Source organism: Bradyrhizobium tunisiense (genome assembly GCF_042263385.1).
GTDB classification, from domain to species: Bacteria; Pseudomonadota; Alphaproteobacteria; order Rhizobiales; family Xanthobacteraceae; genus Bradyrhizobium; species Bradyrhizobium tunisiense.
In genome coordinates, this window is the sequence record NZ_JBHLEV010000004.1 from 501801 (window position 1) to 527867 (window position 26067).

Consider the following 26067-nt stretch of genomic DNA (forward strand, 5'->3'; position numbering starts at 1 on the left):
TCGGGTGCAATCCGCAAACGGCAGCCATCGAGAGACAGGATTGGTTTTGCGGCCGTATTCCCCTATATGGGGGCCGCCGCGGATCGCCGGCATGAGCCCGCGAGCGAAGAAGCCCTTTCTATCCAAACGATTGTAAGCCAGCCCTCGATGACCTCTGCGAGCGAATTGCGATCCGGCAAGGGTGACCGCGACGAGAATTTTCCCGTCGCGTCCTGGATCATTCATCCGCGTCATCGCGCCCTGATCCTGGCGTACTACAATTTCGTCCGCACCGCCGACGACATCGCCGACCACGCGACACTGCCGCCTGACCAGAAGCTGGCCTATCTCGACCTGCTCGAGGCCGAGCTGCTCGGCAAGGGCGACACCCAGGCCGAGGCCGTGACCCTGCGCCGCGCGCTCGCCGAACGCGGCATGGCGCCGCGCCATGCGCTCGACGTGCTCATCGCGTTCCGCATGGACGTGACCAAGCTCCGTTACGAGAACTGGGACGAGGTTATTCACTATTGCCGCTACTCGGCGATGCCGGTCGGCCGTTTCATGCTCGACGTCCACGGCGAGAGCACCTCGACCTGGGCCGCATCGGATGCGCTCTGCGCGGGGCTGCAGATCAACAACCACCTGCAGGATTGCGGCAAGGATTTCCGCGAGCTCAACCGCGTCTATCTGCCGCGCGATGCGCTGGCAGCACACGGCGCCTCCGTCGAGCAGCTCGCCCTCGCGCAGTCGCCGCCGGCGATGCTGGCGTGCCTGCAGGCGCTCGCCGTTCGCAACGAAGCGCTGCTCGAGGAGGGCAGGTCGCTGGCTGCGGAGATCCGGGATATCCGCCTCGGCGTCGATGTCGCGGTGATCCAGGCCTATGCCGACCGCATCGTGCGCCTGCTCAAGGTGCGGGATCCCCTGCGCGAGCGCGTGCACCTGAACAAATTCGAGCTGCTCACTTTCAGCCTCGCCGGGATGATCGGCGAAGTCGGCCGTCGCGCGATCGGACGCAAGGCCATTTCCAGACCGGGGACTGCGCATGACGCTTGAGGCGACCTCGCCCGGCGCCAATTATGGCTCGACCGCATCCGGCAGCTCGTTCTATGCCGCGATGCGCATCCTGCCGCATGACCAGCGCGAAGCGATGTTCCAGATCTACAGCTTCTGCCGCCAGGTCGACGACATCGCCGATTCCGACGGCCCGCGCAAAGAGCGTCTCGCCGCGCTTCAGCAGTGGCGCAACGACATCGACGCGCTCTATCAGGGCAATCCGCCGCCGAGGCTGAAGGACTACGTCGCCCCGGTGAAGACCTTCGGCCTCAAGCGCGAGGATTTCCTGGCGATCGTCGACGGCATGGAAATGGACGTGCCGCAGGACATCCGCGCGCCCGACTTGGCGACGCTGGATCTCTATTGCGATCGCGTCGCCAGCGCCGTGGGACGGCTGTCGGTGCGGGTCTTCGGCCTGCCGGAAGAGGACGGGATCCAGCTTGCCTATCATCTGGGCCGCGCGCTTCAGCTCACCAACATCCTGCGCGACATCGACGAGGACGCGGGCCTTGGCCGACTCTATTTGCCCCGCGAGGCGCTGCTGCATGCCGGCATCACCTCCGACGACCCGAACCGCGTGATCGCCGAGCGTGCGTTGCCGAAAGTCTGCCTGCCGCTGACGCAGCGCGCGAAGATGCATTTCGAGAAGTCGGACGAGATCATGAACCGCAACAAGCGCCGCGCCGTGCGCGCGCCGCGGATCATGTCGAAATACTATCATTCCATTCTGGATCTGCTGATTGCGCGCGGTTTCAATGCGCCGCGCGAGCCGGTGCGTGTGTCGAAGATCACGCGCATCCTGATCCTGCTCCGCTACGCTTTCATCTGATGCAAAACACAGCTCACATCATCGGTGCTGGAATTTCCGGCCTCTCCGCCGCCGTCCGGCTCGCCAATGCCGGATTCAAGGTTGCCGTGCACGAGGCGACGCAGCAGGCCGGCGGCCGCTGCCGTTCCTTTTTCGACGGCGCCACCAATCTCACCATCGACAACGGCAATCATCTGCTGCTGTCGGGCAACAGCCATGCGCGTGCCTATGCGCGAGCGATCGGCAGCGAGGCTGGTCTCGTCGGCCCCGAGAGCGCGCAGTTTCCCTTCGTCGACATCAAGACCGGGCAGCGCTGGCAGATCGATCTCGGCGCGGGCCGGTTGCCGACCTGGGTGCTCGACGAGAGCCGCCGCGTGCCTGATACGGGGCTCACCGATTATCTGAAGCTGGCTCCGCTGATCTGGGCGTCGGAGGAGACGCTGGTCGGCAAGTCGATTCCGACCGAGGGCGTGCTCTATCAGCGCCTGGTCCAGCCGCTGTTGCTCGCAGCCCTCAACGTCGATCCGCCCGAGGGCTCGGCCGGGCTTGCCGGTGCGATCGTGCGCGAGACGCTGCTTGCCGGTGGACAGGCCTGCCGTCCCCTGATCGCGCGCGACGGCCTCAGCGCCGTGCTGATCGAGCCGGCCGTGAAATTCCTGGTTGATCGCGGCCACACCGTTCAGCTCGGCCATGAGCTGCGTTCGTTTGCGACCAGTGACGGCAGGGCCGGTGCGCTGAATTTCGGCGGCGAGGATGTGATCCAGCTCGGCGAGGGTGACGTCGTCGTGATGGCGGTGCCGCCGCGCGCCGCCGCCAGCCTGCTGCCGGGCCTGAAGACGCCGACCGAATTCCGCGCCATCGTGAATGCGCATTTCCGCATCACGCCGCCGCCAGGGTCGGCGCCGATCCTCGGCGTGATCGGCGGCGTCGTGGAGTGGCTGTTCGCGTTCCCGAACCGGCTGTCCGTCACCATCAGCAACGGCGACCGTCTGGTCGACATGCCGCGCGAGGAACTCGCGCAGGCGATCTGGAACGACGTCTGCAAGGCCGGCGGCGTCTCCGGCGAGTTGCCTCCGTGGCAGATCGTGCGCGAGCGCCGTGCCACATTTGCGGCGACGCCGGCCCAGAATGCCCTGCGCCCGGGGCCGGTCACGGCGCTGAAAAACCTGTTTCTTGCAGGGGATTGGACTGCTACGGGATTGCCTGCGACCATCGAGGGATCGGTGCGGTCCGGTGATCGCGCAGCCGATCTGGTTCTCGCCGCCAAAGGATCCTGAAAGGCGGCCCTGACGGGCAAAAATCCCCGGCCAAATTCAATCGACTATCGGAGCAATCGAGCGAGATGGATTCCGTGAACGCGACCAGCCGCGAAGCTTTGGAATCGAGCATTGCATCGGCGACGCAAGGCGTCGTTGGCCTTCAGCAATCCGACGGCCATTGGGTCTTCGAGCTCGAGGCCGACTGCACGATCCCCGCCGAATACGTCCTGCTGCGCCATTATCTCGCCGAGCCGGTCGATGCCGCGCTCGAAGCCAAGATCGCCAATTATCTTCGCCGCATCCAGGGCGCCCATGGCGGCTGGCCGCTGGTGCATGACGGCGAGTTCGACATGAGCGCGAGCGTGAAGGCCTACTTCGCGTTGAAGATGATCGGCGATCCCGTCGACGCCCCGCACATGGTGCGTGCGCGCGAGGCGATCCATGCCCGCGGCGGCGCGATCCACAGCAACGTCTTCACGCGCTTCCTGCTTGCGATGTACGGAGTGGTGACCTGGCGTGCGGTGCCGGTGCTGCCGATCGAGATCGTGCTGCTGCCGTTCTGGTCGCCGTTCCACCTCAACAAGATCTCCTATTGGGCGCGCACCACCATGGTGCCGTTGATGGTGCTCGCGGCGCTGAAGCCGCGCGCGAAGAATCCGAAGGGCGTCGGCATCGACGAGCTGTTCCTGCAGGATCCGCGTTCGATCGGCATGACCGCCAAGGCGCCGCACCAGAGCATGGCCTGGTTCGTGCTGTTCCGCGCGCTCGATGGCATTTTGCGCGTGATCGAGCCGATGTTTCCCAGGAGCCTGCGCAAGCGCGCGATCGATGCGGCGCTCGCCTTCACCGAGGAACGGCTCAACGGCGAGGACGGCATGGGCGCGATCTATCCGCCCATGGCCAACATCGTCATGATGTACGACGCGCTCGGCAAGGACGAGAATTATCCGCCGCGGGCAACGACGCGCCGCGGCATCGACAAGCTGCTCGTCATCAACGGCGAGGAGGCCTATTGCCAGCCCTGCGTCTCGCCGGTGTGGGACACGACGCTGACCGCGCATGCGCTGCTGGAAGCCGGCGGTGACAAGGCGGTGCCGGCGGCCAAGCAGGGCCTCGACTGGTTGATCCCGAGGCAGGAGCTCGAGGTGAAGGGCGACTGGGCGGTGAAGCGGCCCGACGTGCGTCCGGGCGGCTGGGCCTTCCAGTACAACAATGCGCATTACCCCGACCTCGACGACACCGCCGTGGTCGTGATGTCGATGGACCGCATGCGCCGGGAGCACGGCGCCACCGGCTACGATGCCGCGATCGCCCGCGGCCGGGAATGGATCGAGGGCATGCAGAGCGACGACGGCGGCTGGGCTGCCTTCGACGTCAACAACCTCGAATATTACCTGAACAACATCCCGTTCTCGGACCATGGCGCGCTGCTCGACCCGCCGACCGAGGACGTCACCGCGCGCTGCATCTCGATGCTGGCCCAGCTCGGCGAGACCGAGGCGACCAGCAAGCATGTGGCCGACGGGGTCGCCTACTTGCGGAAGACCCAGCACCCGGAGGGGTCCTGGTACGGCCGCTGGGGCATGAATTTCATCTATGGAACGTGGTCGGTGCTCTGCGCCCTGAACATGGCCGGCGTCCGCCATGACGATCCCATGATTCGGAAGGCCGCCGACTGGCTGGCCTCGATCCAGAACGAGGACGGCGGCTGGGGCGAGGATGCCGTCAGCTACCGCCTGGACTACCGGGGATGGGAAGCTGCGCCCTCGACCGCCTCGCAAACGGCATGGGCCTTGCTTGCCCTCATGGCGGCAGGCGAGGTTGATCACCCGGCCGTCGCCCGCGGGGTGGAGTACCTGATTGCAACACAGAACGAAAAAGGACTGTGGGATGAGCAGCGGTACACCGCCACAGGCTTCCCCCGCGTGTTCTATCTACGGTATCATGGTTACCCAAAGTTCTTTCCGCTGTGGGCGTTGGCGCGGTATCGGAACTTGCGGAACACCAACAGCAGGGTGGTAGGGGTCGGAATGTGACTTTGGGGACGGGGGACTGTTTTACCGTGGGTACGACCATCGACCCGCGGCCAATACTGATCGTGACCGGATTGGTTCAGGAGGCCCGAATCGCGGCCGGGCCTGGAATGGCGGTCATCTGTTCATCGAGCAGCCCGACCCAGTTGCGGGCGCTTCTGACGGTGGTGGATCCTGACACGATTCGCGGCGTGATCTCCTTCGGTGTGGCCGGGGGGCTCGACCCGACGCTGCGCTCCGGCGATGTCGTGCTGGCGACCGAAGTGCTGTCCGGCGACACCCGCTGGGCCGCCGGCCTCTCGCTCGGCGACGATCTGATCGAACGCCTGACCTCGGGCCGCCGCCGCGTGGTGCGCGGCAGCCTCGCCGGCGCCGAGGAAGTGGTCACCAAGCGCGCCTGCAAGGCGGCGCTGCATTCCGAGACGGGCGCCGCCGCCGTCGACATGGAAAGCCACATCGCCGCCGCCTACGCCGCCGAAGCCGGATTGCCGTTCGCCGCGGTCCGCGTCATCAGCGATCCCGCCCATCGCGCGCTGCCGGCGCTCGCCCGTGCCGCCATCAAGCCAAACGGCCAGATCGACCTCGCCGCCGTGCTGCGCGGCATCGTGCGCAATCCGGCGACGCTGCATGCGCTGGTCTCGACCGGCCTCGACTTCAACCGCGCGCTGCGCTCGCTTCGCGGCTGCCGGGATTACCTGATCGGCACTGAGTTGGTCGAGAGCGAACCGCTGGTGTCGAAGGCCGCCTGAGCGGCGTCTTCAAGCGACAAAGAAAAGGCCCGGTCTCTGACCGGGCCTTTTCTTTTGGCCTGCGAGATTGGGCCATCAATGCGATGTGGTCCTTGGGTTTGTGCGACGTCGACCTGTGGGGAGGGACGAAGCGTCGGGCAAAACACCCCAAAACCCGTCAATCCCTCCCTGCAAAAATATTCCACTTTCCCGAAATTCGGATTTGTGGCATAGAGCGTTCATCTCGGCCCTGCCAGAGGGGCGCTTCGCGATCGTCACGAGATGCGGGCCGGGGTGCGGTGGACGCGGTAGCGCCGGCGCGAAGGCGGTGACAGGGACGGGCGACCGTTGAGTCATGCGCATCGCGATACGACACGGCGCGGTCACAGCGGTTTCGGTCGTCGTCGGAGGTGAGCACACGCGAGCTCCCGGCGATCAGGTCGAACCGTCCGCGGACGGAGAAGTCGTGTGGTCCTGACGCCCGGGGTTCTGGCGTCAAGCTTTGCGGTGATGCGGCGGCCCGACCGGGTGCGCACATCGAACAGCGGCGAGGCGACGGGGGCAATAGTGCAACGCTCCCCGAGGAGAGCACGAAGGACACCGTTAAAACCATCCGCGCAGGGAAGGCCGGGCGACCGGCATCACCTGTGATCCACCCCGTGTGCATTCCTGTCGCGCACGGATTGCGGGTGCCGGCGGCGCCCGGCCTTCCCTGCGTCCTCTGGTCTTTCGAGGGCGAAACGAACAGCAAAACTCGGGCGAAAGAAGCCGCGAGAACGCGCAGGCGTGTCAGCGGGGAAGAGAGCGCATGGTAAGAGCAAGCTGGTGCCGTACACTCCGTCATTGCGAGCGCAGCGAAGCAATCCAGAATGTCTCCGCGGAACGATTCTGGATTGCTTCGCTGCGCTCGCAATGACGACGGAGCGGATAGCGTGGCTCAATCCCCAATCAAAAAAGCCCGGTCGCGCTGGCGACCGGGCTTTTTGTTTGTGACGCGTCGCGTCCGCTTACGCGGCAGTCGAAGCCTTCTGCGCGGCCTTCGCCTGCGCGGCGGCGGCTTCGTCCTTGCGGATCTCCGACAGGCGCTTCTGCACTTCCGCCGAGAAGATGTACTGCGCCGGGCGCTGCTTGCTCATGTCGATCTCCGGCGCCATCGGACCCGTGGTCCTGATGCCGCGCAGCGACACCCACATCGCCTTCAGCGGGTTGTTGAGGGCTGCGGTCGCCGCGGTCGGCTCGTAGCCGCAATGGGCCATACAGTCGGCGCACTTCTCGTACTTGCCGGTGCCGTAGGTCTCCCAGTCGGTGGTCTCCATCAGCTCCTTGAAGGTTTTCGCGTAGCCTTCACCGAGCAGGTAGCAGGGCTTCTGCCAGCCGAAGATATTGCGCGCGGGCATGCCCCACGGCGTGCATTCGTATTCCTGGTTGCCGGCGAGGAAGTCCAGGAACAGGCCGGAATGCATGAAGTTCCACTTCTTGCCCTTGCCCATCGCGAAGACGTCGCGGAACAGCTTCTTGGTCTTGGTGCGGTTGAGGAAGTGCTCCTGGTCCGGCGCGCGCTCATAGGCGTAGCCCGGCGACATCGAGACGCCGACGCCGAGCTCGACGGTGAGGTCGAGGAACTTCGCGATCTCCTCGGCCGGGTGGCCGTCGAAGATGGTCGCGTTGACGTTGACGGTGAAGCCGCGCGCCTTGGCCGCCTTGATGGCGGAGACGGCGCGGTCGAACACGCCCTTCTGCGAGACGGCCTTGTCGTGATGGTCCTTCAGGCCGTCGAGATGCACGGAGAAGAACAAATACGGGGAGGGCTCGAACAGATCGAGCTTCTTCTCGAGCAGCAGCGCGTTGGTGCAGAGCGAGACGAACTTCTTGCGCGCGACGAGGCCGCGCACGATCTCGCCGATCTCCTTGTGGATCAGCGGTTCGCCGCCGGGAATGGCGACCATCGGGGCGCCGCACTCGTCGGCCGCGTCCCAGCACTCCTGTGCGGTCATGCGGCGGTTGAGGATCGCGTCCGGGTAATCGATCTTGCCGCAGCCGACGCAGGCGAGGTTGCAGCGAAACAGCGGCTCCAGCATCAGCACGAGCGGATAGCGTTTGCGGCCAAGCAGTTTCTGCTTGAGCAAATAGCCGCCGATACGCATTTCCTTGAAGAAGGGGATGGCCATTACAAGTTTCTTTCTGGGCTTTTCAATTCGGGTGGGTCAGCTCGCAGCCAGTTGGGCCGGAAGCCGGAATTCGATGTTTTCCTCGCGGCCCGGCAGCACCTGGACCTTGACCGGTCCGATCCGCCGCATCGCTTCGATCACGTCATCCACGAGTACCTCAGGCGCCGAAGCGCCGGCCGTGATGCCGACGGTCCTGGCATTTTTCAACCACTCCGGATTGAGCGCGCTGCCGTCGGCAATCAGATAACTCGCGACGCCGGCCTCGGTGCCGATTTCGCGAAGCCGGTTCGAGTTCGAGCTGTTGGCAGCGCCCACCACCAAGATCACGTCGACCAGCTTGCTCAAGTCCCTTACCGCAGATTGGCGGTTCTGTGTCGCATAGCAGATATCCCGGATATCCGGGCCTTGAATGTCTGTAAAGCGGGCTTGCAGGGCCGCGATGATGTCCCTGGTGTCATCGACCGACAGGGTGGTCTGGGTGATGTAGGCCACTGGCGTATCTGCGGGCAGGCTCAAGGCCTTAACCTCTTGAACGCTTTGGACAAGCAGCACGGGACCGGGAACCTGACCCATCGTGCCTTCGACCTCGGGGTGCCCGGCATGGCCGATCAGGATCAGCGTGCGGCCCTTGCTGGTGTAGCGCTTCCCCTGATTGTGAACTTTCGTGACCAGGGGGCAGGTGGCGTTGAGCACCGGAAGGTCGCGCGCGGCGGCCTCTTCCTCGACGCTGCGGGCAACGCCATGGGCGCTGAAGACGGTCACCGCCTTCGGCGGAACCTCGGACAGCTCCTCGACGAAGATTGCTCCTTTGTTCTTGAGGCTCTCGACCACGTATTTGTTGTGCACGATCTCGTGGCGCACGTAGACGGGCGGGCCGTACTTCTCCAGCGCCCGTTCCACGATCTCGATTGCACGCACCACGCCCGCGCAAAAGCCGCGCGGTTGCGCCAGATAAACTTCCATTGGACGCCCATCACGCAAGTTGCACCAATCCGCTTCGTAAGTCCCCTACGGCACCCCGATCCTGACCAATGAGTTGCAATATCCGCACCATTGGTTCGCGCGCGCGGTAGCCACCCACCCTCGTCAAGGCTCGGCGCATGGAGGCGCAAGTCTTTGTGTCAAAAAATCGGCAATAAGGAAAGGTCGAATGAAACCTCAGAGCCCCGGCTGATCACGTTAGAGGTAATATAGTAGGGTCGTTGTTGCTTGCAAGATGGGCAATGTCTGTGCCCAGTGCTTCGTCACTTTCCCGCCTCAACTCCCCGGTTATACCGACGCCCCACACGATTTTGCCCGGTCTCCCGCCGTTTACCCTCAAACTCAGTGCGACGAGAACCGCCCAAAACAGCAATAGGTTTCGCCCGGGAACTCCGATAAACAGCGGGCGTTTCCGGCAAGCTGTTAACCGCAGAAAGAAAAGAAGTGCTGCAAAGCGTCGTCGTCGCCATTGTCAGGGCCTGCACCCGGTTTGCCTCCCTCGTCGTCGTTCTCGGGCTCCTGCTGGCAGTAGCCGCGGGCTATTACGCGTCCCAGCACTTCGCCATCAACACCGACATCAACTCGCTGATTGCCAAGAATCTGGACTGGCGCAAGCGTGACCAGCAATTCGACAAGGCGTTCGATCAAAACGAATTAATCCTCGCTGTAGTCGAAGCCCGCACGCCGGAGATGGCGAGCGCTGCGGCAGACGCGCTCTATGCCAGGCTGAAGGGCGACAAGACCAACTTCCAGTCGATGCAGCAGCTCGGCGGCGGCGAGTTCTTCGAGAAGAACGGCTTGTTGTTTCTGCCGACCGAAGAGGTCGGCAAGATCACCGGCCAGTTCGAATCCGCCGCGCCCCTGATCGAGATCATGGCCGGAGATCCCTCGATCCGCGGCCTGACCGGAGCGCTGGAGACCGGACTTGCGGGGGTCAAGCGCGGCCAGGTCAAGCTCGACAACACCGAGCGGCCCTTCAACCTGATCGCACAGACCGTCGAGACCGTGCTCAACAAGGGAAATGCCAGCTTCTCTTGGCGCGAGCTCGTCAGCGACGAGCCGCTGAAGGATTCCGACAAGCGTGCTTTCATCGAGTTCAAGCCGATCCTCGACTACAATGCGTTGGAGCCCGGCAAGGACGCCACCGACGCGATCCGCAAGGCCGCCGCGGATCTCGATTTTTCGACCAAGTACCAGGCCCGCGTTCGGCTGACCGGCCCGATTCCGATCGCCAACGAGGAATACGCCACCGTTCAGGAAGGCGCCGTAGTCAACGGCGTCGGCACGGTTCTCGTCGTGCTGGTCATCCTGTGGCTCGCGCTGCATTCGGCGAAAATCATCTTCGCGGTCTTCGTCAATCTCTTCGTGGGCCTTGCGATCACGACCGCGGCCGGCCTGATGATGGTCGGGTCGTTCAATCTGTTGTCGATCGCGTTCGCGGTGCTGTTCGTCGGCCTCGGCGTCGATTTCGGCATCCAGTACAGCGTCCGCTATCGCTCGGAGCGCTTCAAGCACAACGATCTCCCGGGCGCGCTGGTGCTGGCGGCCAAGCGCTCGGCGGTGCCGCTGTCGCTCGCGGCGATGGCGACGGCCGCCGGCTTCCTCTGCTTCATGCCGACCGATTATCAGGGCATCGCCGAGCTCGGCCAGATCGCCGGCGTCGGCATGCTGGTGGCGTTCATCTCGTCGATCACCATTCTGCCGGCCATGCTGAAGCTGCTGAACCCGCCCGGCGAGAAGGAGCCGGTCGGTTATGCCTTCCTGGCACCGCTCGATCACTTCCTGGAGAAGCACCGCGTGCTCGTCGTGGGCGGCACGCTGCTGCTCGCGCTCGCAGGCCTGCCGCTGCTCTACTTCATGAAGTTCGACTTCAACCCGATGAATCTGCGCAATCCGCACGCTGAATCGATCGCGACCTTCCTCGATTTGCGCAAGGACCCCAACACCGGCGCCAATGCCATCAACGTGATGGCCAATTCGGAAGAGCAGGCGAGGGCGGTCGAGGCGAAGCTCGAGAAGGTGCCTGAGGTGCTCAGGGTGATGTCGCTCAACAGCTTCGTGCCGCAGGACCAGCCGCCGAAGCTGAAGCTGCTCGCGCAGGGAGCCGGGGTGCTGAACCCCGCGCTCAATCCCGAGCAGATCGACGCGGCGCCCTCGGATCGGGAAAACGTCGAGGCGCTGAAGTCCTCGGTCGACAATCTGCGCCGGACCGCGGGCGAGGCGAAGGGCCCCGGTGCGGTTGCCTCGCGCCGTCTGGCGGACGCACTCGAAAAGCTCGCCAATGGCGACGAGGCCACGCGCAACAAGGCGCAGGACGTGTTCGTCACGCCGATGAAGATCGTGTTCGACCAGCTCAGAAGCGCGATGCAGGCCGAGCCCGTCACGCTGAAGTCACTGCCGCCCGAACTCGTCAGCGCCTGGAAGAGCAAGGACGGCATCATCCGGGTCGAGGCGCTGCCCAAGGGCGATCCCAACGACAACGACACGCTGCGCAAATTTGCGGCGGCGGTACTCGCTGCCGAGCCGACCGCCATCGGCGGGCCGGTCTCGATCCTGAAATCCGGCGATACCGTGGTAAGGGCGTTCATCCATGCCGGCATCTACGCGCTGGTGGTGATCGGCCTCTTGCTGTGGATCACGCTGCGCCGGTTCGTCGACGTGCTGATGACGCTGGTGCCGCTCCTGGTTGCCGGTGCCGTGACGCTAGAGATCTGCGTGCTGATCGGTCTGCCGCTCAACTTCGCCAACATCGTCGCATTCCCGCTGCTGCTCGGCGTCGGCGTCGCCTTCAAGATCTATTATGTCGTGGCCTGGCGCTCCGGCAGAACGAATCTGCTTCAGACCAGCCTGACACGCGCGATCTTCTTCAGCGCGCTGACGACGGCGACCGCGTTCGGTAGCCTGTGGCTGTCGAGCCATCCCGGCACGTCCAGCATGGGCAAGCTGCTCGCTCTCTCGCTGGTGACGACGCTCGCGGCCGTGCTGCTGTTCCAGCCGGCCCTAATGGGCAAACCCCGCAATCTCAGGGAGTAGGCAGATGTCGCCGACCGGATCGGCGGCGCCCTTCTGACCGGGCTTGGCTGCGCCGGCGGACTTCGGAACTGCAGGTGCAGGCGCGGCTGCTGCCGTGGCTCCGGTGGGCTTCGGCGCCGCGCCGGCGGACTTCGGTGCGCCCTTGGCCATTGCGTTGGCTGGGCTCGGGGGGATCGGCGGGCCGACCCGGGTCCAGGTTTCGCCACCGCAGAGGAAGCCCATCACGCAACCTTTGATCTCGAGCTGGTCGCTGCCGACAGGCGTGATGGTCGCGCTGTACAGCTGGCCGTCCTTGGCGTTGTAGACTTGTCCTTCCCATTGATCGGCGGCGGGCTTCTTCTTCATGTCGATCAGCGTCGCCATGCCCAGCGTCGGCCTGGTCTTTTTCGAGGCATCCGGGTTGTTCTCGTCGCGGCCGCCGGGCTGTTTTTCCCAGGAAACCGCGCCCCACATGCTGCCATTGCATTGGGCGACACGAATGTTGGCGACGCCGTCGGCAACCCGCCAATCGCCGGTGGGATCGGCGGCGAGCGCGGGGGTCAGGCAGGTGTAACCACCAGCCAGTATTATTCCGGTGTAAAGGGCCAAACGCATGAGTGTTCCTCGGCAGTGCAACATGGTCTAAAGCTGTGCTTGCGAAGATGGTCCGAAAAAGGGCAAAAGGCCGCACAAACCGTTTTCAGTAACGGTCCGTTTTCAGTTGACGAAACGGCCCTCAATCGAAGTATGTAGCGGATGCACAGTCCAAATCCAGACATGTCTGAGCTCTTCGCGGACCGTCAGGCCCAGCGCAGCGCCCTGCATAATCGGTATCTGAACGAGCAGTTCGTTCGGGTCCTCAAGACCATCGGCTACGATGTCGGCTTTCAGAAGGGGCAGGGGCAGTATCTCTTCGACCGAGAGGGCGCGCGCTATCTCGACCTGTTGTCCGGCTTTGGTGTGTTTGCGATCGGGCGCAATCATCCTGTCATGCGCGAGGCGCTCAAGAGCGTGCTCGACGCCGATCTGCCCAATCTCGTCCAGTTCGACGTTTCGGTGCTCGCCGGCGTGCTCGCCGAACGCCTTCTGAAATACGTTCCCTATCTCGACAAGGCGTTCTTCGCCAATTCCGGCGCCGAATGCGTCGAAGCCGCGATCAAGTTCGCGCGCGGCGCGACGGGGCGTCCCGGCATCGTCTATTGCGCCCATGGCTATCACGGCCTGACCTATGGCGCGCTGTCGCTCACGGGCGATTCGAACTTCCGCACCGGCTTCGAGCCGCTGCTGCCGGGCTGCACCCCGGTCCCGTTCAACGATCTGGCAGCGCTCGAAAAGGCGCTGGCCTCGCGCGAGGTCGCGGCGTTCGTCGTCGAGCCGATCCAGGGCAAGGGCGTCAACATGCCCACCGACGAGTTCCTGCCGGGCGCGGCCGCGCTCTGCAAGAAATACGGCACGCTGTTCGTCGCCGACGAGATCCAGACCGGCATGGGCCGCACCGGCCGCTTCCTCGCGGTCGAGCACTGGAACGTCGAGCCCGACATGGTGCTGCTGTCGAAGTCGCTGTCGGGCGGCCACGTGCCGGTCGGCGCGGTGCTGACGCGCAAGAGCATCTTCGACAAGATCTTCAACCAGATGGACCGCGCGGTGGTGCACGGCTCCACCTTCTCCAAGAACGACCTTGCCATGGCCGCGGGCATCGCCACGCTCGACGTCATGGAGTCCGAGAAGCTGATCGAGTCCGCCGCCAAGCGCGGTGCCGAGCTGCGCCTCGCGCTGACGCGCATGGTGCCCGGCTATGAGTTGATGAAGGAAGTGCGCGGCAAGGGCCTGATGATCGGCGTCGAGTTCGGCCCGCCGAAGTCGCTGCGGCTGCGCGCCTCCTGGAATGTGCTGGAGGCGGCCAACAAGGGCCTGTTCTGCCAGCTCATCACCGTGCCGCTGTTCAAGGATCACAAGATCCTGACCCAGGTCGCCGGCCACGGCAGCCACACCATCAAGCTGCTGCCGCCGCTCACCATCACCGAGGAAGACTGCGGTTGGATCGAGCGCGCCTTCGACGACGTTATTGCCGGCAGCCACAAGGTCCCCGGCGCGATCTGGTCGCTCGGCAAGACCCTGGTGGACAACGCGGTGAGACGGTCGGCGTAGTTCGCCGATCTATCTCGGCGATCGTCATTACGAGCGAAGCGAAGCAATCCATATCCCTCCGCGGAGACGATGGAGCGCGGCGCAATCCGGGCTACGCAGGTCGCTTCGCATCCTCCAGAATCATCGTCGCGCCCTTCTCGGCGATCATCGCGGTCGGCGTATTGGTATTGCCCGACGTGATCGTCGGCATGATCGAGGCATCGACGATGCGCAGGCCATCGAGGCCGTAGAAGCGCAACCGTTCGTCCACCACGGCCATCGGATCATTCACCGCGCCCATCTTCGCGGTGCCGACGGGATGGAAGATCGTGGTGCCGATGTCGCCGGCGGCCTTCGCGAGCGAGGCATCGTCGTCGCCGACGGAGGGACCGGGCAGGTATTCGCTCGGACGATATTTGGCCAGCGCCTTCTGCTGCATCAGGCGTCGCGTGGTGCGGATGGCATCGGCGCCGACCTGGCGGTCGTCGTCGGTCGACAGGTAGTTCGGTGAGATGATCGGCTTCTCGTCCGGGCTCGCCGAACGCAGTCGCACGGTGCCGCGCGAGGTCGGCTGGAGATTGCAGGCGCTCACCGTGATGGCGGGGAAGCGGTGCAGGGGATCGCCGAACTTGTCGAGCGACAATGGCTGCACGTGGAACTGGATGTTGGCGCGTGCGCGCGTCGCATCCGAGCGCGTGAAGATGCCGAGCTGCGACGGCGCCATGGTCAGCGGACCGCGGCGGCGGAAGGCGTAGTCGAGCCCCATCAGTCCGCGGCGGAACAGGTTGTAATAGGTTTCGTTCAGCGTGCGCACGCCTTCGACCTTGTAGATCGCGCGCTGCTGGAGATGGTCCTGGAGATTGCGCCCCACGCCGGGCTTGTCCATGACGATGTCGATGCCGAGCGGTGACAGCCAGTCGGCGGGGCCGATGCCGGAGCGATGCAGCACCTGCACCGAGCCGATCGAGCCAGCCGAGAGGATCACCTCGCGCTTCGCCCTCGCCTCGATGATCTCGCCGTTCTGGAAGAAGCGCACGCCGACGGCGCGGCCCCGCTCGATGATCAGACGGTCGACCAGCACGTGCTTCTCGAGCCGCAGATTGGGCCGGGTCAGCGCGGGCTTGAGGAAGCCGCGCGCCGACGACCAGCGCCGGCCGCGCTTCTGGTTGACGTGGAAATAGCTGGTGCCTTCGTTGTCGCCGGTGTTGAAATCCGGAATGCGCTTGATGCCCATCTCCTCGGCGGCGTCGCCAACTGCGTCGAGGACGTCCCACGCGAGCCGTGGCGCCTCGATGCGCCAGCCGCCGCCCGCGCCGTGATGCTCGCTCGCGCCGAGAAAATGGTCTTCCAGCCGCTTGAACAGCGGCAGCACGTCGTCATAGCCCCAGCCGGTCATGCCGAGCTGGCGCCAGTGATCGTAGTCCGCGGCCTGTCCGCGCATCGAGATCATGGCGTTGATCGCCGAGCAGCCGCCGATCACCTTGCCACGGGGATAGGCGAGCGCGCGGCCGTTCAGGCCCGGCTCGGCCTCGGTCTTGAACATCCAGTCCGAGCGCGGATTGCCGATGGCGAAGAGATAGCCGACGGGGATGTGGAACCAGATCCAATTGTCGTCGCCGCCGGCTTCGAGAATGAGGACGCGGTTGTTGCGATCGGCCGATAGCCGGTTCGCGACGATGCAGCCGGCCGTACCGGCTCCGACGACAATGTAGTCAAACTCACCTTCGAGCCGCCTTGGCATTCTGCTTCCACCCGGATGGTCACTCAGCGTTCTGTTCTAATAGGCAGACGCAGCCGACTGGGACAAGCCCGGCCATGACGAGAGCACAGGGCTACTCCTCGATCGGCAGGAGTTAGGTGGACCGACGCTTGCATGCTAGACAGTCCTTCATCCAAACAAAGTTCGAGACCCTCCATGCCCATCGTGAACCGCGTCGCCGACCTTCAACCCGATATTCAGGCCTGGCGCCGGGACATCCATGAGCATCCGGAGCTGCTGTACGACGTTCATCGCACCGCAGCATTCGTCGCGGACCGTCTGCGCGAGTTCGGCTGCGATGAGGTCGTGACCGGGCTCGGCCAGACCGGCGTGGTCGGCGTGATCAAGGGCAGCAAGCCCGCGGGCGAGGGGCTCAAGGTGATCGGCATGCGTGCCGACATGGATGCGCTACCCGTCGACGAGCAGACCAACCTGCCTTACGCCTCGAAGATTCCGGGCAAGATGCACGCCTGCGGCCATGACGGCCACACCGCGATGCTGCTCGGGGCAGCGCGCTACCTCGCGGAGACCCGCAACTTCGCCGGCGATGCGGTGGTGATCTTCCAGCCGGCCGAGGAGGGCGGCGCCGGCGGGGAGGCCATGGTCAAGGACGGCCTGATGGAGCGCTTCGGCATCGAGCAGGTCTACGGCATGCACAACGGCCCCGGCATCCCGATCGGCTCGTTCGCGATCCGGCCGGGTCCGATCATGGCGGCGACGGACGAGGTCGACATCATGATCGAGGGCCTCGGCGGCCATGCCGCGCGTCCGCACAAGTGCGTGGACTCCGTATTGGTCGGCGCGCAGGTGATCACCGCCTTGCAATCGATCGTCGCGCGCAGCGTCGATCCGCTGGAATCGGCGGTGATCTCGATCTGCGAATTCCACGCCGGCAATGCCCGCAACGTCATTCCGCAAACGGCAACGCTGAGGGGCACCATCCGCACCCTGTCGCCGGAAGTGCGCAAGCTCGTAGAGAAGCGCGTGCACGAGGTGGTCGCGGGCGTGGCGCAGATCACGGGTGCGAAGATCGACCTGCACTACAAGCGCAATTATCCCGTGGTGAACAATCATGCCGCGGAGACCGAGGTGGCGCGGCGCATCGCCGGGCAGGTCGCCGGAGAAGCCAACGTGCACGAGATGCCGCCGCTGATGGGCGGCGAGGATTTCGCCTATATGCTGGAGGCGCGGCCCGGCGCCTTCATCTTCTGCGGCAACGGCGACAGCGCCGGCCTGCATCACCCCGCCTACAATTTCAACGACGAGGCGATCGTGTTCGGCACGTCCTACTGGGTCAAGCTGGTCGAGGAGTCGCTCGCGGCGTCGTAACGCTGGAGCCGAAGCAGAGATGCAATGGCCCGCGAATTGCGCGGGCTCGTTCTTCTTGACGGATCGGCTCGCCAACAACGGCGCAAAGCCGTTCGCGCAAAGCCGTTCCTTCCAGTTATATTCAGGCGGCCCGCGCCGCCTTCTTCTGCAAGCTGGCAGCAATCTTCAAATCTTCGACAAAGCGCTGATATTCCAGCAGCTTCGCTTCCGGATCGGGTAGCCGCAGCAGATAGGAGGGGTGCACCGTCACCAAAGCCTTGCGCCCATCAGGAAGCTCGATGAGGCGACCGCGGGTCTTGCCGATCGGGGTGATCTTGCCGAACACGCTTTGCGCAGCCGTGGCCCCCATCGCCACGATCAGATCGGGCTGAATTGCTGAAACTTCCCGCTCATACCATTGCCGGCACGCCCGGATCTCAGGCGTATTCGGCTTCTGGTGCAGGCGGATCTTTCCACGCGGCACGAACTTGAAGTGTTTGACCGCGTTGGTGACATAGACCTTCTTGCGGTCGACACCGGCCTCCGCGAGTGCACGGTCGAGCATCTGGCCGGCCGGACCGACGAAGGGATGGCCGGCGAGGTCTTCCTTGTCGCCGGGCTGCTCGCCGACCAGCATGATGTTTGCCGATCTCGGGCCTTCGCCGAACACGGTCTGGGTCGCGTCCTTGTAGAGATGGCAGGCGCGGCAATGCGCGGCTTCCTCGCGCAGAGCTTCGAGATTGTCGACTGTGGTCTTGCGCTTCATCGGAGCCTCCGGCCGCCTCTGAGGCTTGTGCGGATCGGTTGCGGCATTGGCGATCATGGCACCGGTCATGCGCTCGGCGTCCTCGATCAGAGGCTTAATGATCGAAGCCTCGGGCAGGTTCCTCCAGTATTTCTTCGGCATCTCGGCCTGCATCGCCTTCACCTTGAGCCGGGCCGGATTGAAGATGCTGGCATAGTAGCGCCGCCAGGTTTCCTCCAGCCGGTCCTCGCTTGGTGCTTCGCTCCTGCTGACACCCGGTGTGAACGAGAGCGCGTGGCCGTCCCAATGCGCGCACAAATCGGGCGTCAGGATCGACCAGAGCATGTCGGCAAAGCGCCGGGCGAAGAACGGCGCGGCGAGCTCGACGATGTGGTGCTCCGGTTCGAACCAGGCGACGTAATGCGCCGCGCGTTCCCGGCCGATCTCGCGGAAGCGCACGAAGGCGTGCATCTTGTGCTCGTCGCGATAGACCGCTTTCGCCATGGCGGTGACCTGCGCGACATCGGGATCGGTCGCGATTTCGATGAGATCGTGATGGTCCTTCAGCCGCCACAGCAGGCGATAGAGAATCGCAAATCGCTCGGGATCACGGTGCAGGATCGCGGCCTTGGCGAGCTCGACGAATTTTGCTGATACGCTGAAGGTGCCGTCATTCACCTCGAGGATCGGAGACGGCGAGAGCGGCGCGAACAGCTCCGCTTCGCCGCCCTGCACGGCCCAGGTGACATCGGTGGGCTTCACAAGATGAAGCACGAGCGTCCGCGCGGCTTTGCGCCAGCCGTCGAAATCGGTTTCGGTGTCGAGGGTGATGTACTGCATCAGAAGCCAAACCCCAGTTGCGTTGCCTTCGGCTTGAACCGCTCGATCAGTCGCGCCTCGTCGAGACGATGCGGTGAGGGGCGGTGATCGCTGAGGACGATGAACGGCAGCGCCTTGTGCTTGGGCACGTGAAGCCGCGCGAGATCGGTGAGGCGGATCGTGGTGGTGCGGCGTGTCGCGATGATGCGTTCAACCGTCCTGGTGCCGAAGCCCGGCACGCGCAAAAGCTCCTCGCGGCTGGCGCGGTTGACGTCGAGTGGAAAATGGTCGCGATGGCGCAACGCCCAGGCGAGCTTTGGATCGATGTCGAGCGGCAGCATCGCGCTCTCGTCGACGATCTCCGCAACGTCGAAGCCGTAAAATCGCATCAGCCAGTCGGCTTGGTAGAGCCGGTGCTCGCGCAGCAAGGGCGGCGCGCGCAGGGGCAGCGCGCGGCTGGCGTCGGGGATCGGGCTGAACGCGGAATAGTAGACGCGCCGCAGCCGGTAGGCGCCGTAGAGATTAGCGCTGGTGTGGAGAATGGTGTGATCGGAGGCCGCGTCGGCGCCGACGATCATCTGCGTGCTTTGCCCGGCGGGCGCGAAACGCTGCGGCTTGGCTTTTGTCTTCGCGCTGCGAGCTTCCTCGGCTTCGTCGAGCTTCAGCCGCAGCCGGCCCATGGTGCGACGGATCGCGCGCACGTCCTTCTCCGGCGCGAATTGCTGCAGGCTGGTTTCCTGAGGCATCTCGATATTGATGGAGAGGCGGTCGGCATATTTGCCGGCTTCCGCAATCAGCGCGTCGTCGGCTTCGGGGATGGTCTTCAGATGAATGTAGCCGCGGAAGTGATGCTCCTCGCGCAATTTGCGCGCGACGCTGACCACCTGCTCCATGGTGTAGTCGGGGCTGCGGATGATGCCGGAGGAGAGGAACAGCCCTTCGATGTAATTGCGCCGGTAGAAGTCGAGTGTGAGTTTGACCAGTTCGTCGATGGTGAAGCGGGCGCGCGCCACGTTGGAGGAGGCGCGGTTGACGCAATAGAGGCAATCGAAATTGCAGGCATTGGTCAGCAGCACCTTGAGCAGGGAGATGCAGCGTCCGTCCGGCGCGTAGGAATGACAGATGCCCATGCCGGGCGCGGTCGAGCCCATGCCCTTGCCGTCGCGGGAATCCCGCTTCTCGGTGCCGCTGGAGGCACAGGACGCGTCGTACTTGGCGGCATCCGCCAGGATTTCCAGCTTGCGTTGTACGTCCATCAAGAATCCCTTTGATTCCGCTCATGAATCCCTAGGCGCGCCAATTCGATTGACTCTTCGGGCGCCGTTAGCTTTATATTAGAACATATCATGAACAAATGAGCCAGCCGCTGGTTCTTCTTTTGAAGACCACGGCACCAAATTTCCGAGGAGCGGCGAGCATGAGCGGCGCACGTAGCAGCGCGCTTGCGATCTTGCGTGGCCAGATCGAGCGCATCGAGACGGCGGAGGTCGTGCATCAGCATGACCGCGTCGCGCTCGGCCATCACGAGGCCGACGGCGCGCTGAAGGGCGGGCTGGCGCGCGCGGCGATCCATGAGGTGTTTTGCGAGGGGCGTCAGGGCGCTGCCGCGACGGGTTTTGTCACCGGGCTCGCGGGCCGCGTGACGGCGCGTAAGCCGCTGCTGTGGGTGCGGCAGGATTTTTCGGACATCGAGACAGGCGCGCTGTCGATGAGCGGCCTCGCCGAGCTCGGCCTTGATCCGCGCCGCATGGTGATGGTGCGCGCCGCCGATGTCGAGAGCGCGCTGCGCACCTCGGCCGACGCGCTCGCCTGCGATGCGCTGGGCGCCGTCGTGCTCGAGCTCTGGGGCGATATCAGGCAGTTCGATCTGGTGGCGAGCCGCAAGCTGACGCTGGCGGCGCAATCTTCCGGCGTCACCGGCCTGATGCTGCGCATGGCCGCGCAGCCTTTGCCGTCGACCGCGGAGACGCGATGGATGCTGCGCGCGGCGCATTCGCCGCCGGGCTCGGTGTGGAGTGCCTGGGGCGCGCCGCGCTTCGATGCCGAGTTGTTACGCAATCGTCATGGCCCGTGCGGCCGGTGGATCATGGAATGGAAATGTGATGAGTGCCAGTTCAGTGAGCCGTCGACGTATTCTCAGCCTGTGGCTGCCGCGCCTGCCCATCGACCGGATCCAGCGGTTTTTGCAGTTGAGCAACGGCGCGCCGGATGAACCCAGCATCGTCGTCATCAAGGACAACAACGCGCTGGTGATCCATGCGCTGGACGAGGCCGCCGAGCGCCTCGGCTTGTATATCGGCCAGCCGCTGGCCAATGCGCGGGCGATGTGCCCGGATTTGCGTGTGTTCGACGCCGATACTGCCGCCGATGCGAAGACGCTCAGCGACATCGCCGACTGGTGCGACCGCTTCACGCCGTTGGTCGCGCTCGATCCGCCGCACGGGCTGTTCCTGGATATTACGGGCTGCGCCCATCTGTTCGGCGGCGAGGCTGCGCTGCTAACGACGCTGGTCCGTGCGCTTGCCCGCCAGGGCTTTGCCGTCGGTGCGGCGATCGCCGGCACGTCGGTCTGTGCGCGTACGCTGACGCGGCAGGCATCGGGCAGCGTCGTTCCCGATGGCGGAGAGGCGGCGGCGATCGATCGGTTTCCGGTGTCCGCGCTCGGGGCGGGCGAGGCCGTCACCACCGGCCTGCGCCGCGCCGGCCTGAAGACCATCGGCGACGTCGCCGCGCGCGCGCCGGGCGAAATCACGGCACGGTTCGGCGCGCGGTTCTCCACGCTGCTCGCGCATGCGCTGGGGCAGGGCGATGCGCCGATCAGTCCGCGCAAACCGCTGCCCGATTACATCGTGGAGAAGCGCTTTGCCGAGCCGATCGCGACCGACACCATGATCGCGATGACGCTGTCGCGGCTTGCGGACACGTTGATCGCCTCCATGGAGAAGCAGGGCAAGGGCGCGCGGCGCCTGGAGGCGGCGTTCTTCCGCACCGACGGCGTGGTGCGCGCGATCACGGTCGAGACCGGCCGTCCGGTGACGAAAAGCGCCGTCATCGACCGTCTGTTTCGCGAGCGCCTTGATGCGCTCGCCGATCCCCTCGATCCCGGCTTCGGCTTCGACATGGTGCGGCTGTCGGCGAGCCGCACCGAGATCGTGGTGCAGGAGCAGCGCGATCTCGACGCCCATGTCCACGACAATGACGAGCTCGCCGCGCTGATCGATCGCATCGCCGCCCGCATCGGCGGAAAGCGTGTCGTCGTGCACCTGCCGCAGGATACGCATATCCCCGAATGTGCGGCGCTGGCCGCGCCGGCACAGCATCATCTCGCCGCGGCCATGCAAGCCGAATGGCCTGTACGGGTCGAGAGCGAACCGCCGCTGCGCCCCTTGCGGCTGTTCGACAAGCCGGAACTGGTCACGGTGCCGTTCGCAACCGTGCCTGACGGCCCGCCGCATCGATTCACCTGGCGGCGCGCCCAGCATGCCGTGGTGCGGGTGGAAGGGCCCGAGCGCATCGCCATGGAATGGTGGCGGGGCGGCAAGCAGCTGACGCGGGATTATTTCCGTATCGAGAATGCCGAAGGCTTGCGCTTCTGGATCTTTCGCGACGGTCTCTACGACGAGTTGATTAACAAGGAAGGCAAGTCCATTCCTGCGAAATGGTATGTGCACGGTCTCTTCGCATGAATGCGCCTGCTTATGCCGAGATCGGCATCACCACGAATTTTTCTTTCCTGCGCGGCGGTTCGGACCCGCGATCCTATGTGCATCAGGCCAGCGCTTTGGGAATTCCTGTGATCGGCATCGCCGACCACAACACGCTTGCCGGCGTGGTGCGGGCCTACAAGGAGCTCGACAACGACAAAGTGCTGCACAAGCCGAAGCTCCTGATCGGCGCGCGCATCGTCTTCGTCGACGGCACGCCCGACATTCTTGTCTATCCGCGCGACCGCGCCGCCTATGGTCGGCTGTGCCAGCTGCTTACCAGGGGTAAGCGCGGCGACGACATCACGCGGATCGAGAAGGGGGAATGCCGTCTTACCTTTGCTGATCTGCTGGAGTTTTCGGAAGGCCAGCTCCTGGTCCTGACGCTGCCGCATCGCTTCGAGCCGGCTCCGGCGCTGGATGTTCTCGCAAAGCTCAGGGACAGCCGCGCCGAGGGCGTGTGGCTGGCGGCGAGCCTGGTCTATCGCGGCGATGACCGGCGCCGGCTGTCGCGGCTCGATGATCTCGCCACGAGGGCAAAGGTTACGCTGCTCGCGACCAACGAGGTGCTTTATCACGATCCCGCACGCCGTCCTCTTCAGGACGTGCTGACCTGTATCCGGGAAAAGACCACGATCGAGGCGGTCGGGCGGAAGCTAGAAGCCAATGCCGAGCGGTTCTTGAAGACGCCGCGGGAGATGGCGCGGCTGTTCCGCGATTTCCCTGATGCGATCGCGGAGACCATGCGCTTTGCGGACAGGATCGATTTCTCGCTCGACCAGCTCAAATACCAATATCCTGATGAGCCGGTGCCGCCGGGAAAGACCGCCCAAGGGCATCTGGAGGATCTGACCTGGGCCGGTGTCGACAAATATTTCGGCGGTAAGATCGACGACAAGTTGCGCGCGACCCTGAAGAAGGAGCTCGCGCTGATCGCCGAGCTGAAATACGCGCATTATTTCCTCACCGTGCATGACATCGTGCATTATGCGCGCAGCCAGAACATTCTGTGCCAGGGGCGGGGATCGGCGGCGAATTCGGCCGTGTGCTACGTGCTCGGCATCACCTCGGTCGATCCGACCAAGGTCGATCTGTTGTTCGAGCGCTTCATCTCCAAGGAGCGGCTGGAGCCGCCCGACATCGACGTCGATTTCGAACATTCGCGCCGCGAGGAGGTGATGCAATATGTCTATCGTCGCTACGGCCGCCACCGCGCCGCGATCATCGCCACCGTCATCCATTATCGCCCGCGCAGCGCCATTCGCGACGTCGGCAAGGCGCTGGGCCTGACCGAGGACGTCACCGCCGCGCTTGCCGACACCGTCTGGGGCAGCTGGGGCAAGGGCCTCAACGACATGCAGGTCAGGCAGGCCGGCCTCGATCCGCAAAATCCCATGATCAATCTCGCGGTCGAGCTTGCGACCGAGCTGATCGATTTCCCGCGCCATCTCTCCCAGCATGTCGGCGGCTATGTGCTGACGCAGGACCGGCTCGACACCTATGTGCCGATCGGCAACGCTGCGATGGATGACCGCACCTTCATCGAATGGGACAAGGACGACGTCGATGCGCTCAGCATGATGAAGGTCGATGTGCTCGCGCTGGGCATGCTGACCTGCATCAGGAAATGTTTCGACTTGATCGATCAGCACAAGGGTAAGCGTTGGGTGCTGGCGAGCGTTCCGCAGGACGATCCTGAGGTCTATGACATGCTGTGCGATGGAGAGTCACTCGGCGTGTTCCAGGTCGAGAGCCGCGCGCAGATGAACATGCTGCCGCGTCTGAAGCCGCGGACCTTCTACGATCTCGTCATCGAGGTTGCGATCGTGCGGCCAGGTCCCATCCAGGGCGATATGGTGCACCCCTACTTGCGGCGGCGGAACGGTGAGGAGAAGGTGACCTACCCCTCGCCAGCGCCCGAGCATGGCCCTGCGGACGAGCTCTACAAAGTGTTGCACAAGACCAAGGGCGTGCCTCTGTTCCAGGAGCAGGCGATGCGCATCGCGATCGAGGCAGCCAAATTCACTTCGGAGGAAGCCAACGGCCTGCGCCGTTCGATGGCGACCTTCCGCAATGTCGGCACCATCGGCCAATACGAGGAGAAGCTGATCGGCAACATGGTGGCGCGCGGCTACGATGCCAACTTTGCCAAAAGCTGCTTCGACCAGATCAAGGGTTTCGGCTCCTATGGTTTCCCCGAGAGCCATGCCGCGAGCTTCGCGCAGCTCGTCTACATCTCGTCGTGGCTGAAATATCATCACCCCGACGCATTCTGCTGCGGGCTCCTTAACTCGCAGCCCATGGGCTTTTACGCCCCGGCGCAGATCGTCGGCGATGCTCGCAAGAACGGTGTCGAGGTCCGCGACATCGACGTGTCCTATAGTTTCGCGCAAAACACGCTGGAGGAGGGAAGCGGCAAATATTGCGCGGTGCGTCTCGGCTTCCGTCAGATCGACGGATTTCACTGGCTGGACGAGGATGAGGAGAGACTGAAGCGCTCTCAGCTGTCATTCCGGGGCGCGCCACTTGGCGCGAGCCCGGAATCCATCGGGCCGCATACGTCTGGAGGAATGGATTCTCAGATGCGCAATTGCGCATCAGAGTTCGACGCTGACGCGTCGCCCCGGAATGACAATGTGGAGAAAGTGCTGGACTGGGCCGACCGCATCGTTGCCGCGCGCAGCCGGCGACCCTTCACCTCGCTCGAGGATTTTGCCCGCGATACCGGCCTGCCCAAGCGCGCGCTGATCCTGCTGGCGGATGCCGACGCGTTCCGCTCACTCGGGCTCGATCGCCGCGAGGCGCTGTGGCAGGTGCGGCGGCTGCCCGACGACGTGCCGCTGCCGCTGTTCGAGGCGGCGACCGCCCGCGAGCAGCCGGACGAGCATGCAAAGCCGCTGCCGCTGATGCCGCGTTCCGAACAGGTGGTCGCCGATTACCAGACCATCCGGCTATCGCTCAAGGGCCATCCGATGGAATTCTTGCGCGAGATGTTTTCGCGCGAGCGGGTGGTGGCCTGCAAGGCCATCAGCCATGAGAACGAGCGGCGCCGCGTCCGCTGTGCCGGTGTGGTTCTGGTGCGGCAACGACCGGGCAGCGCCAGCGGCGTCGTGTTCATGACGCTGGAGGACGAGACCGGCATCGCCAATGTCATGGTGTGGCCCAAGATCATGGAGCAGTACCGGAAAGAAGTGATGGGCGCGCGCCTCATTCTGGTCGAAGGCTATATCCAGAGCAGCCCCGAGAAGGTGACCCATCTCATCGCCCAGCGCATGGTCGACCGTTCGCACGATCTGGTCGGCCTCGCCAACGATGCGCTGAGCCGCAATCACCCGGTGCCGGCAGGCGCGACCGTGGTCGAGCCGCTCAACGAAGACCCGCGCGCGCTCGCGGATATGCCGGCTCAAAAGATCCGCCATCCCCGCAACGTCCGCATCCTGCCGCCGTCGCGGGATTTTCATTGAGGGACGTGGCGGCAGTCTATCTTTGACCGTCACCCCGGCCGCTTGTTCAGCGGCCCTCGAAGGGCGACGGCCCGGCTGCCAGCCTGGCCGTTCATCCTTCGAGGCTCCCGGCGCCATGCT

At 64.5% G+C, this 26067-nt stretch carries 17 protein-coding genes; 11 read left to right on the top strand and 6 right to left on the bottom strand.

Translation table 11 applies throughout. The features are described 5' to 3' along the window. The first annotated feature begins 147 nt into the window (after nucleotides 1–147). From hpnC to ACFDR6_RS21145, 5 genes are all read left to right on the top strand, one after another. Complete coding sequence (gene hpnC / locus ACFDR6_RS21125; RefSeq protein ID WP_375859373.1) at nucleotides 148–1032, top strand: squalene synthase HpnC; 885 nt, start codon at nucleotides 148–150, stop codon at nucleotides 1030–1032. Further along, the gene (gene hpnD, locus ACFDR6_RS21130) at nucleotides 1022–1861 is read left to right on the top strand and encodes a presqualene diphosphate synthase HpnD (protein WP_375859374.1); all 840 of its coding nucleotides are present in this window, start codon (nucleotides 1022–1024) and stop codon (nucleotides 1859–1861) included. Before hpnC ends, hpnD begins: the two co-directional genes overlap by 11 nt. After that, entirely contained in the window at nucleotides 1861–3117 is a 1257-nt protein-coding gene (gene hpnE, locus ACFDR6_RS21135; RefSeq protein WP_375859375.1) for a hydroxysqualene dehydroxylase HpnE, read from the top strand. Before hpnD ends, hpnE begins: the two co-directional genes overlap by 1 nt. A gap of 65 nt (nucleotides 3118–3182) precedes the next feature. Beyond that, entirely contained in the window at nucleotides 3183–5135 is a 1953-nt protein-coding gene (gene shc / locus ACFDR6_RS21140; protein WP_317240408.1) for a squalene--hopene cyclase, read from the top strand. After that, nucleotides 5069–5881, top strand: coding sequence for a phosphorylase (locus tag ACFDR6_RS21145; RefSeq protein WP_349643029.1), 813 nt, complete (start codon nucleotides 5069–5071; stop codon nucleotides 5879–5881). Before shc ends, ACFDR6_RS21145 begins: the two co-directional genes overlap by 67 nt. Before the next feature lie 986 nt (nucleotides 5882–6867). Here the strand turns inward: ACFDR6_RS21145 and hpnH are convergent. Then, the gene (hpnH, locus tag ACFDR6_RS21150) at nucleotides 6868–8028 is read right to left on the bottom strand and encodes an adenosyl-hopene transferase HpnH (RefSeq protein WP_212081259.1); all 1161 of its coding nucleotides are present in this window, start codon (nucleotides 8026–8028) and stop codon (nucleotides 6868–6870) included. 36 nt (nucleotides 8029–8064) lie between these two features. Continuing rightward, nucleotides 8065–8991, bottom strand: a complete 927-nt coding sequence (gene ispH / locus ACFDR6_RS21155; RefSeq protein WP_375847657.1) for a 4-hydroxy-3-methylbut-2-enyl diphosphate reductase — start codon at nucleotides 8989–8991, stop codon at nucleotides 8065–8067. Nucleotides 8992–9453: 462 nt separating this feature from the next. On the opposite strand from ispH, the gene hpnN reads away from it, so the two are divergent. Then, entirely contained in the window at nucleotides 9454–12042 is a 2589-nt protein-coding gene (gene hpnN, locus ACFDR6_RS21160; protein ID WP_375859376.1) for a hopanoid transporter HpnN, read from the top strand. Here hpnN and ACFDR6_RS21165 read toward each other — a convergent pair. Next, complete coding sequence (locus tag ACFDR6_RS21165; RefSeq protein WP_375859377.1) at nucleotides 12010–12636, bottom strand: DUF2147 domain-containing protein; 627 nt, start codon at nucleotides 12634–12636, stop codon at nucleotides 12010–12012. The genes hpnN and ACFDR6_RS21165 overlap by 33 nt on opposite strands. Before the next feature lie 141 nt (nucleotides 12637–12777). On the opposite strand from ACFDR6_RS21165, the gene hpnO reads away from it, so the two are divergent. Then, entirely contained in the window at nucleotides 12778–14169 is a 1392-nt protein-coding gene (gene hpnO / locus ACFDR6_RS21170) for an aminobacteriohopanetriol synthase HpnO (RefSeq protein ID WP_375859378.1), read from the top strand. A 91-nt stretch (nucleotides 14170–14260) separates the two neighbouring features. On the opposite strand, the gene ACFDR6_RS21175 is transcribed toward hpnO, so the two are convergent. Next, complete coding sequence (locus tag ACFDR6_RS21175) at nucleotides 14261–15889, bottom strand: GMC family oxidoreductase (RefSeq protein ID WP_375859379.1); 1629 nt, start codon at nucleotides 15887–15889, stop codon at nucleotides 14261–14263. Between the two features lie 174 nt (nucleotides 15890–16063). Between ACFDR6_RS21175 and ACFDR6_RS21180 the strand changes: the two genes are divergently transcribed. After that, complete coding sequence (locus ACFDR6_RS21180) at nucleotides 16064–17236, top strand: M20 aminoacylase family protein (protein WP_375859381.1); 1173 nt, start codon at nucleotides 16064–16066, stop codon at nucleotides 17234–17236. Nucleotides 17237–17357: 121 nt separating this feature from the next. Here the strand turns inward: ACFDR6_RS21180 and ACFDR6_RS21185 are convergent, their stop codons facing one another. Both ACFDR6_RS21185 and ACFDR6_RS21190 read right to left on the bottom strand, forming a co-directional pair. After that, nucleotides 17358–18800 (bottom strand): UdgX family uracil-DNA binding protein, encoded by a 1443-nt coding sequence (locus tag ACFDR6_RS21185; RefSeq protein ID WP_375859382.1) that lies wholly within the window; start codon nucleotides 18798–18800, stop codon nucleotides 17358–17360. Continuing rightward, the gene (locus ACFDR6_RS21190; protein WP_317240398.1) at nucleotides 18800–20035 is read right to left on the bottom strand and encodes a putative DNA modification/repair radical SAM protein; all 1236 of its coding nucleotides are present in this window, start codon (nucleotides 20033–20035) and stop codon (nucleotides 18800–18802) included. Before ACFDR6_RS21190 ends, ACFDR6_RS21185 begins: the two co-directional genes overlap by 1 nt. A gap of 161 nt (nucleotides 20036–20196) precedes the next feature. On the opposite strand from ACFDR6_RS21190, the gene ACFDR6_RS21195 reads away from it, so the two are divergent. From ACFDR6_RS21195 to ACFDR6_RS21205, 3 genes are read left to right on the top strand one after another with little or no spacing between them, the layout of a single operon-like run. Continuing rightward, nucleotides 20197–20991: an ImuA family protein gene (locus ACFDR6_RS21195; RefSeq protein WP_317240397.1), complete on the top strand. Its 795-nt coding sequence runs from the start codon at nucleotides 20197–20199 to the stop codon at nucleotides 20989–20991. Beyond that, a complete protein-coding gene (locus ACFDR6_RS21200) occupies nucleotides 20882–22465 on the top strand; it encodes a Y-family DNA polymerase (protein WP_375859383.1) in 1584 nt (527 codons plus the stop codon). The genes ACFDR6_RS21195 and ACFDR6_RS21200 overlap by 110 nt, the downstream gene beginning before the upstream one ends. Beyond that, entirely contained in the window at nucleotides 22462–25947 is a 3486-nt protein-coding gene (locus tag ACFDR6_RS21205) for an error-prone DNA polymerase (protein WP_375859385.1), read from the top strand. The genes ACFDR6_RS21200 and ACFDR6_RS21205 overlap by 4 nt, the downstream gene beginning before the upstream one ends. Nucleotides 25948–26067: the final 120 nt, after the last annotated feature.

What these genes read in the sequence shown, in the direction of transcription:
- hpnD (WP_375859374.1), top strand. Translation starts at nt 1,022, where the DNA reads ATGACGCTTGAGGCGACCTCGCCCGGCGCCAATTATGGCTCGACCGCA.
- ACFDR6_RS21175 (WP_375859379.1), bottom strand. Translation starts at nt 15,889, where the DNA reads ATGCCAAGGCGGCTCGAAGGTGAGTTTGACTACATTGTCGTCGGAGCC.
- ACFDR6_RS21195 (WP_317240397.1), top strand. Translation starts at nt 20,197, where the DNA reads ATGAGCGGCGCACGTAGCAGCGCGCTTGCGATCTTGCGTGGCCAGATC.
- ACFDR6_RS21185 (WP_375859382.1), bottom strand. Translation starts at nt 18,800, where the DNA reads ATGCAGTACATCACCCTCGACACCGAAACCGATTTCGACGGCTGGCGC.
- hpnE (WP_375859375.1), top strand. Translation starts at nt 1,861, where the DNA reads ATGCAAAACACAGCTCACATCATCGGTGCTGGAATTTCCGGCCTCTCC.
- ACFDR6_RS21200 (WP_375859383.1), top strand. Translation starts at nt 20,882, where the DNA reads ATGAGTGCCAGTTCAGTGAGCCGTCGACGTATTCTCAGCCTGTGGCTG.
- ACFDR6_RS21165 (WP_375859377.1), bottom strand. Translation starts at nt 12,636, where the DNA reads ATGCGTTTGGCCCTTTACACCGGAATAATACTGGCTGGTGGTTACACC.
- ACFDR6_RS21205 (WP_375859385.1), top strand. Translation starts at nt 22,462, where the DNA reads ATGAATGCGCCTGCTTATGCCGAGATCGGCATCACCACGAATTTTTCT.
- hpnH (WP_212081259.1), bottom strand. Translation starts at nt 8,028, where the DNA reads ATGGCCATCCCCTTCTTCAAGGAAATGCGTATCGGCGGCTATTTGCTC.
- shc (WP_317240408.1), top strand. Translation starts at nt 3,183, where the DNA reads ATGGATTCCGTGAACGCGACCAGCCGCGAAGCTTTGGAATCGAGCATT.
- hpnO (WP_375859378.1), top strand. Translation starts at nt 12,778, where the DNA reads ATGCACAGTCCAAATCCAGACATGTCTGAGCTCTTCGCGGACCGTCAG.
- ACFDR6_RS21190 (WP_317240398.1), bottom strand. Translation starts at nt 20,035, where the DNA reads ATGGACGTACAACGCAAGCTGGAAATCCTGGCGGATGCCGCCAAGTAC.
- hpnC (WP_375859373.1), top strand. Translation starts at nt 148, where the DNA reads ATGACCTCTGCGAGCGAATTGCGATCCGGCAAGGGTGACCGCGACGAG.
- ACFDR6_RS21180 (WP_375859381.1), top strand. Translation starts at nt 16,064, where the DNA reads ATGCCCATCGTGAACCGCGTCGCCGACCTTCAACCCGATATTCAGGCC.
- ispH (WP_375847657.1), bottom strand. Translation starts at nt 8,991, where the DNA reads ATGGAAGTTTATCTGGCGCAACCGCGCGGCTTTTGCGCGGGCGTGGTG.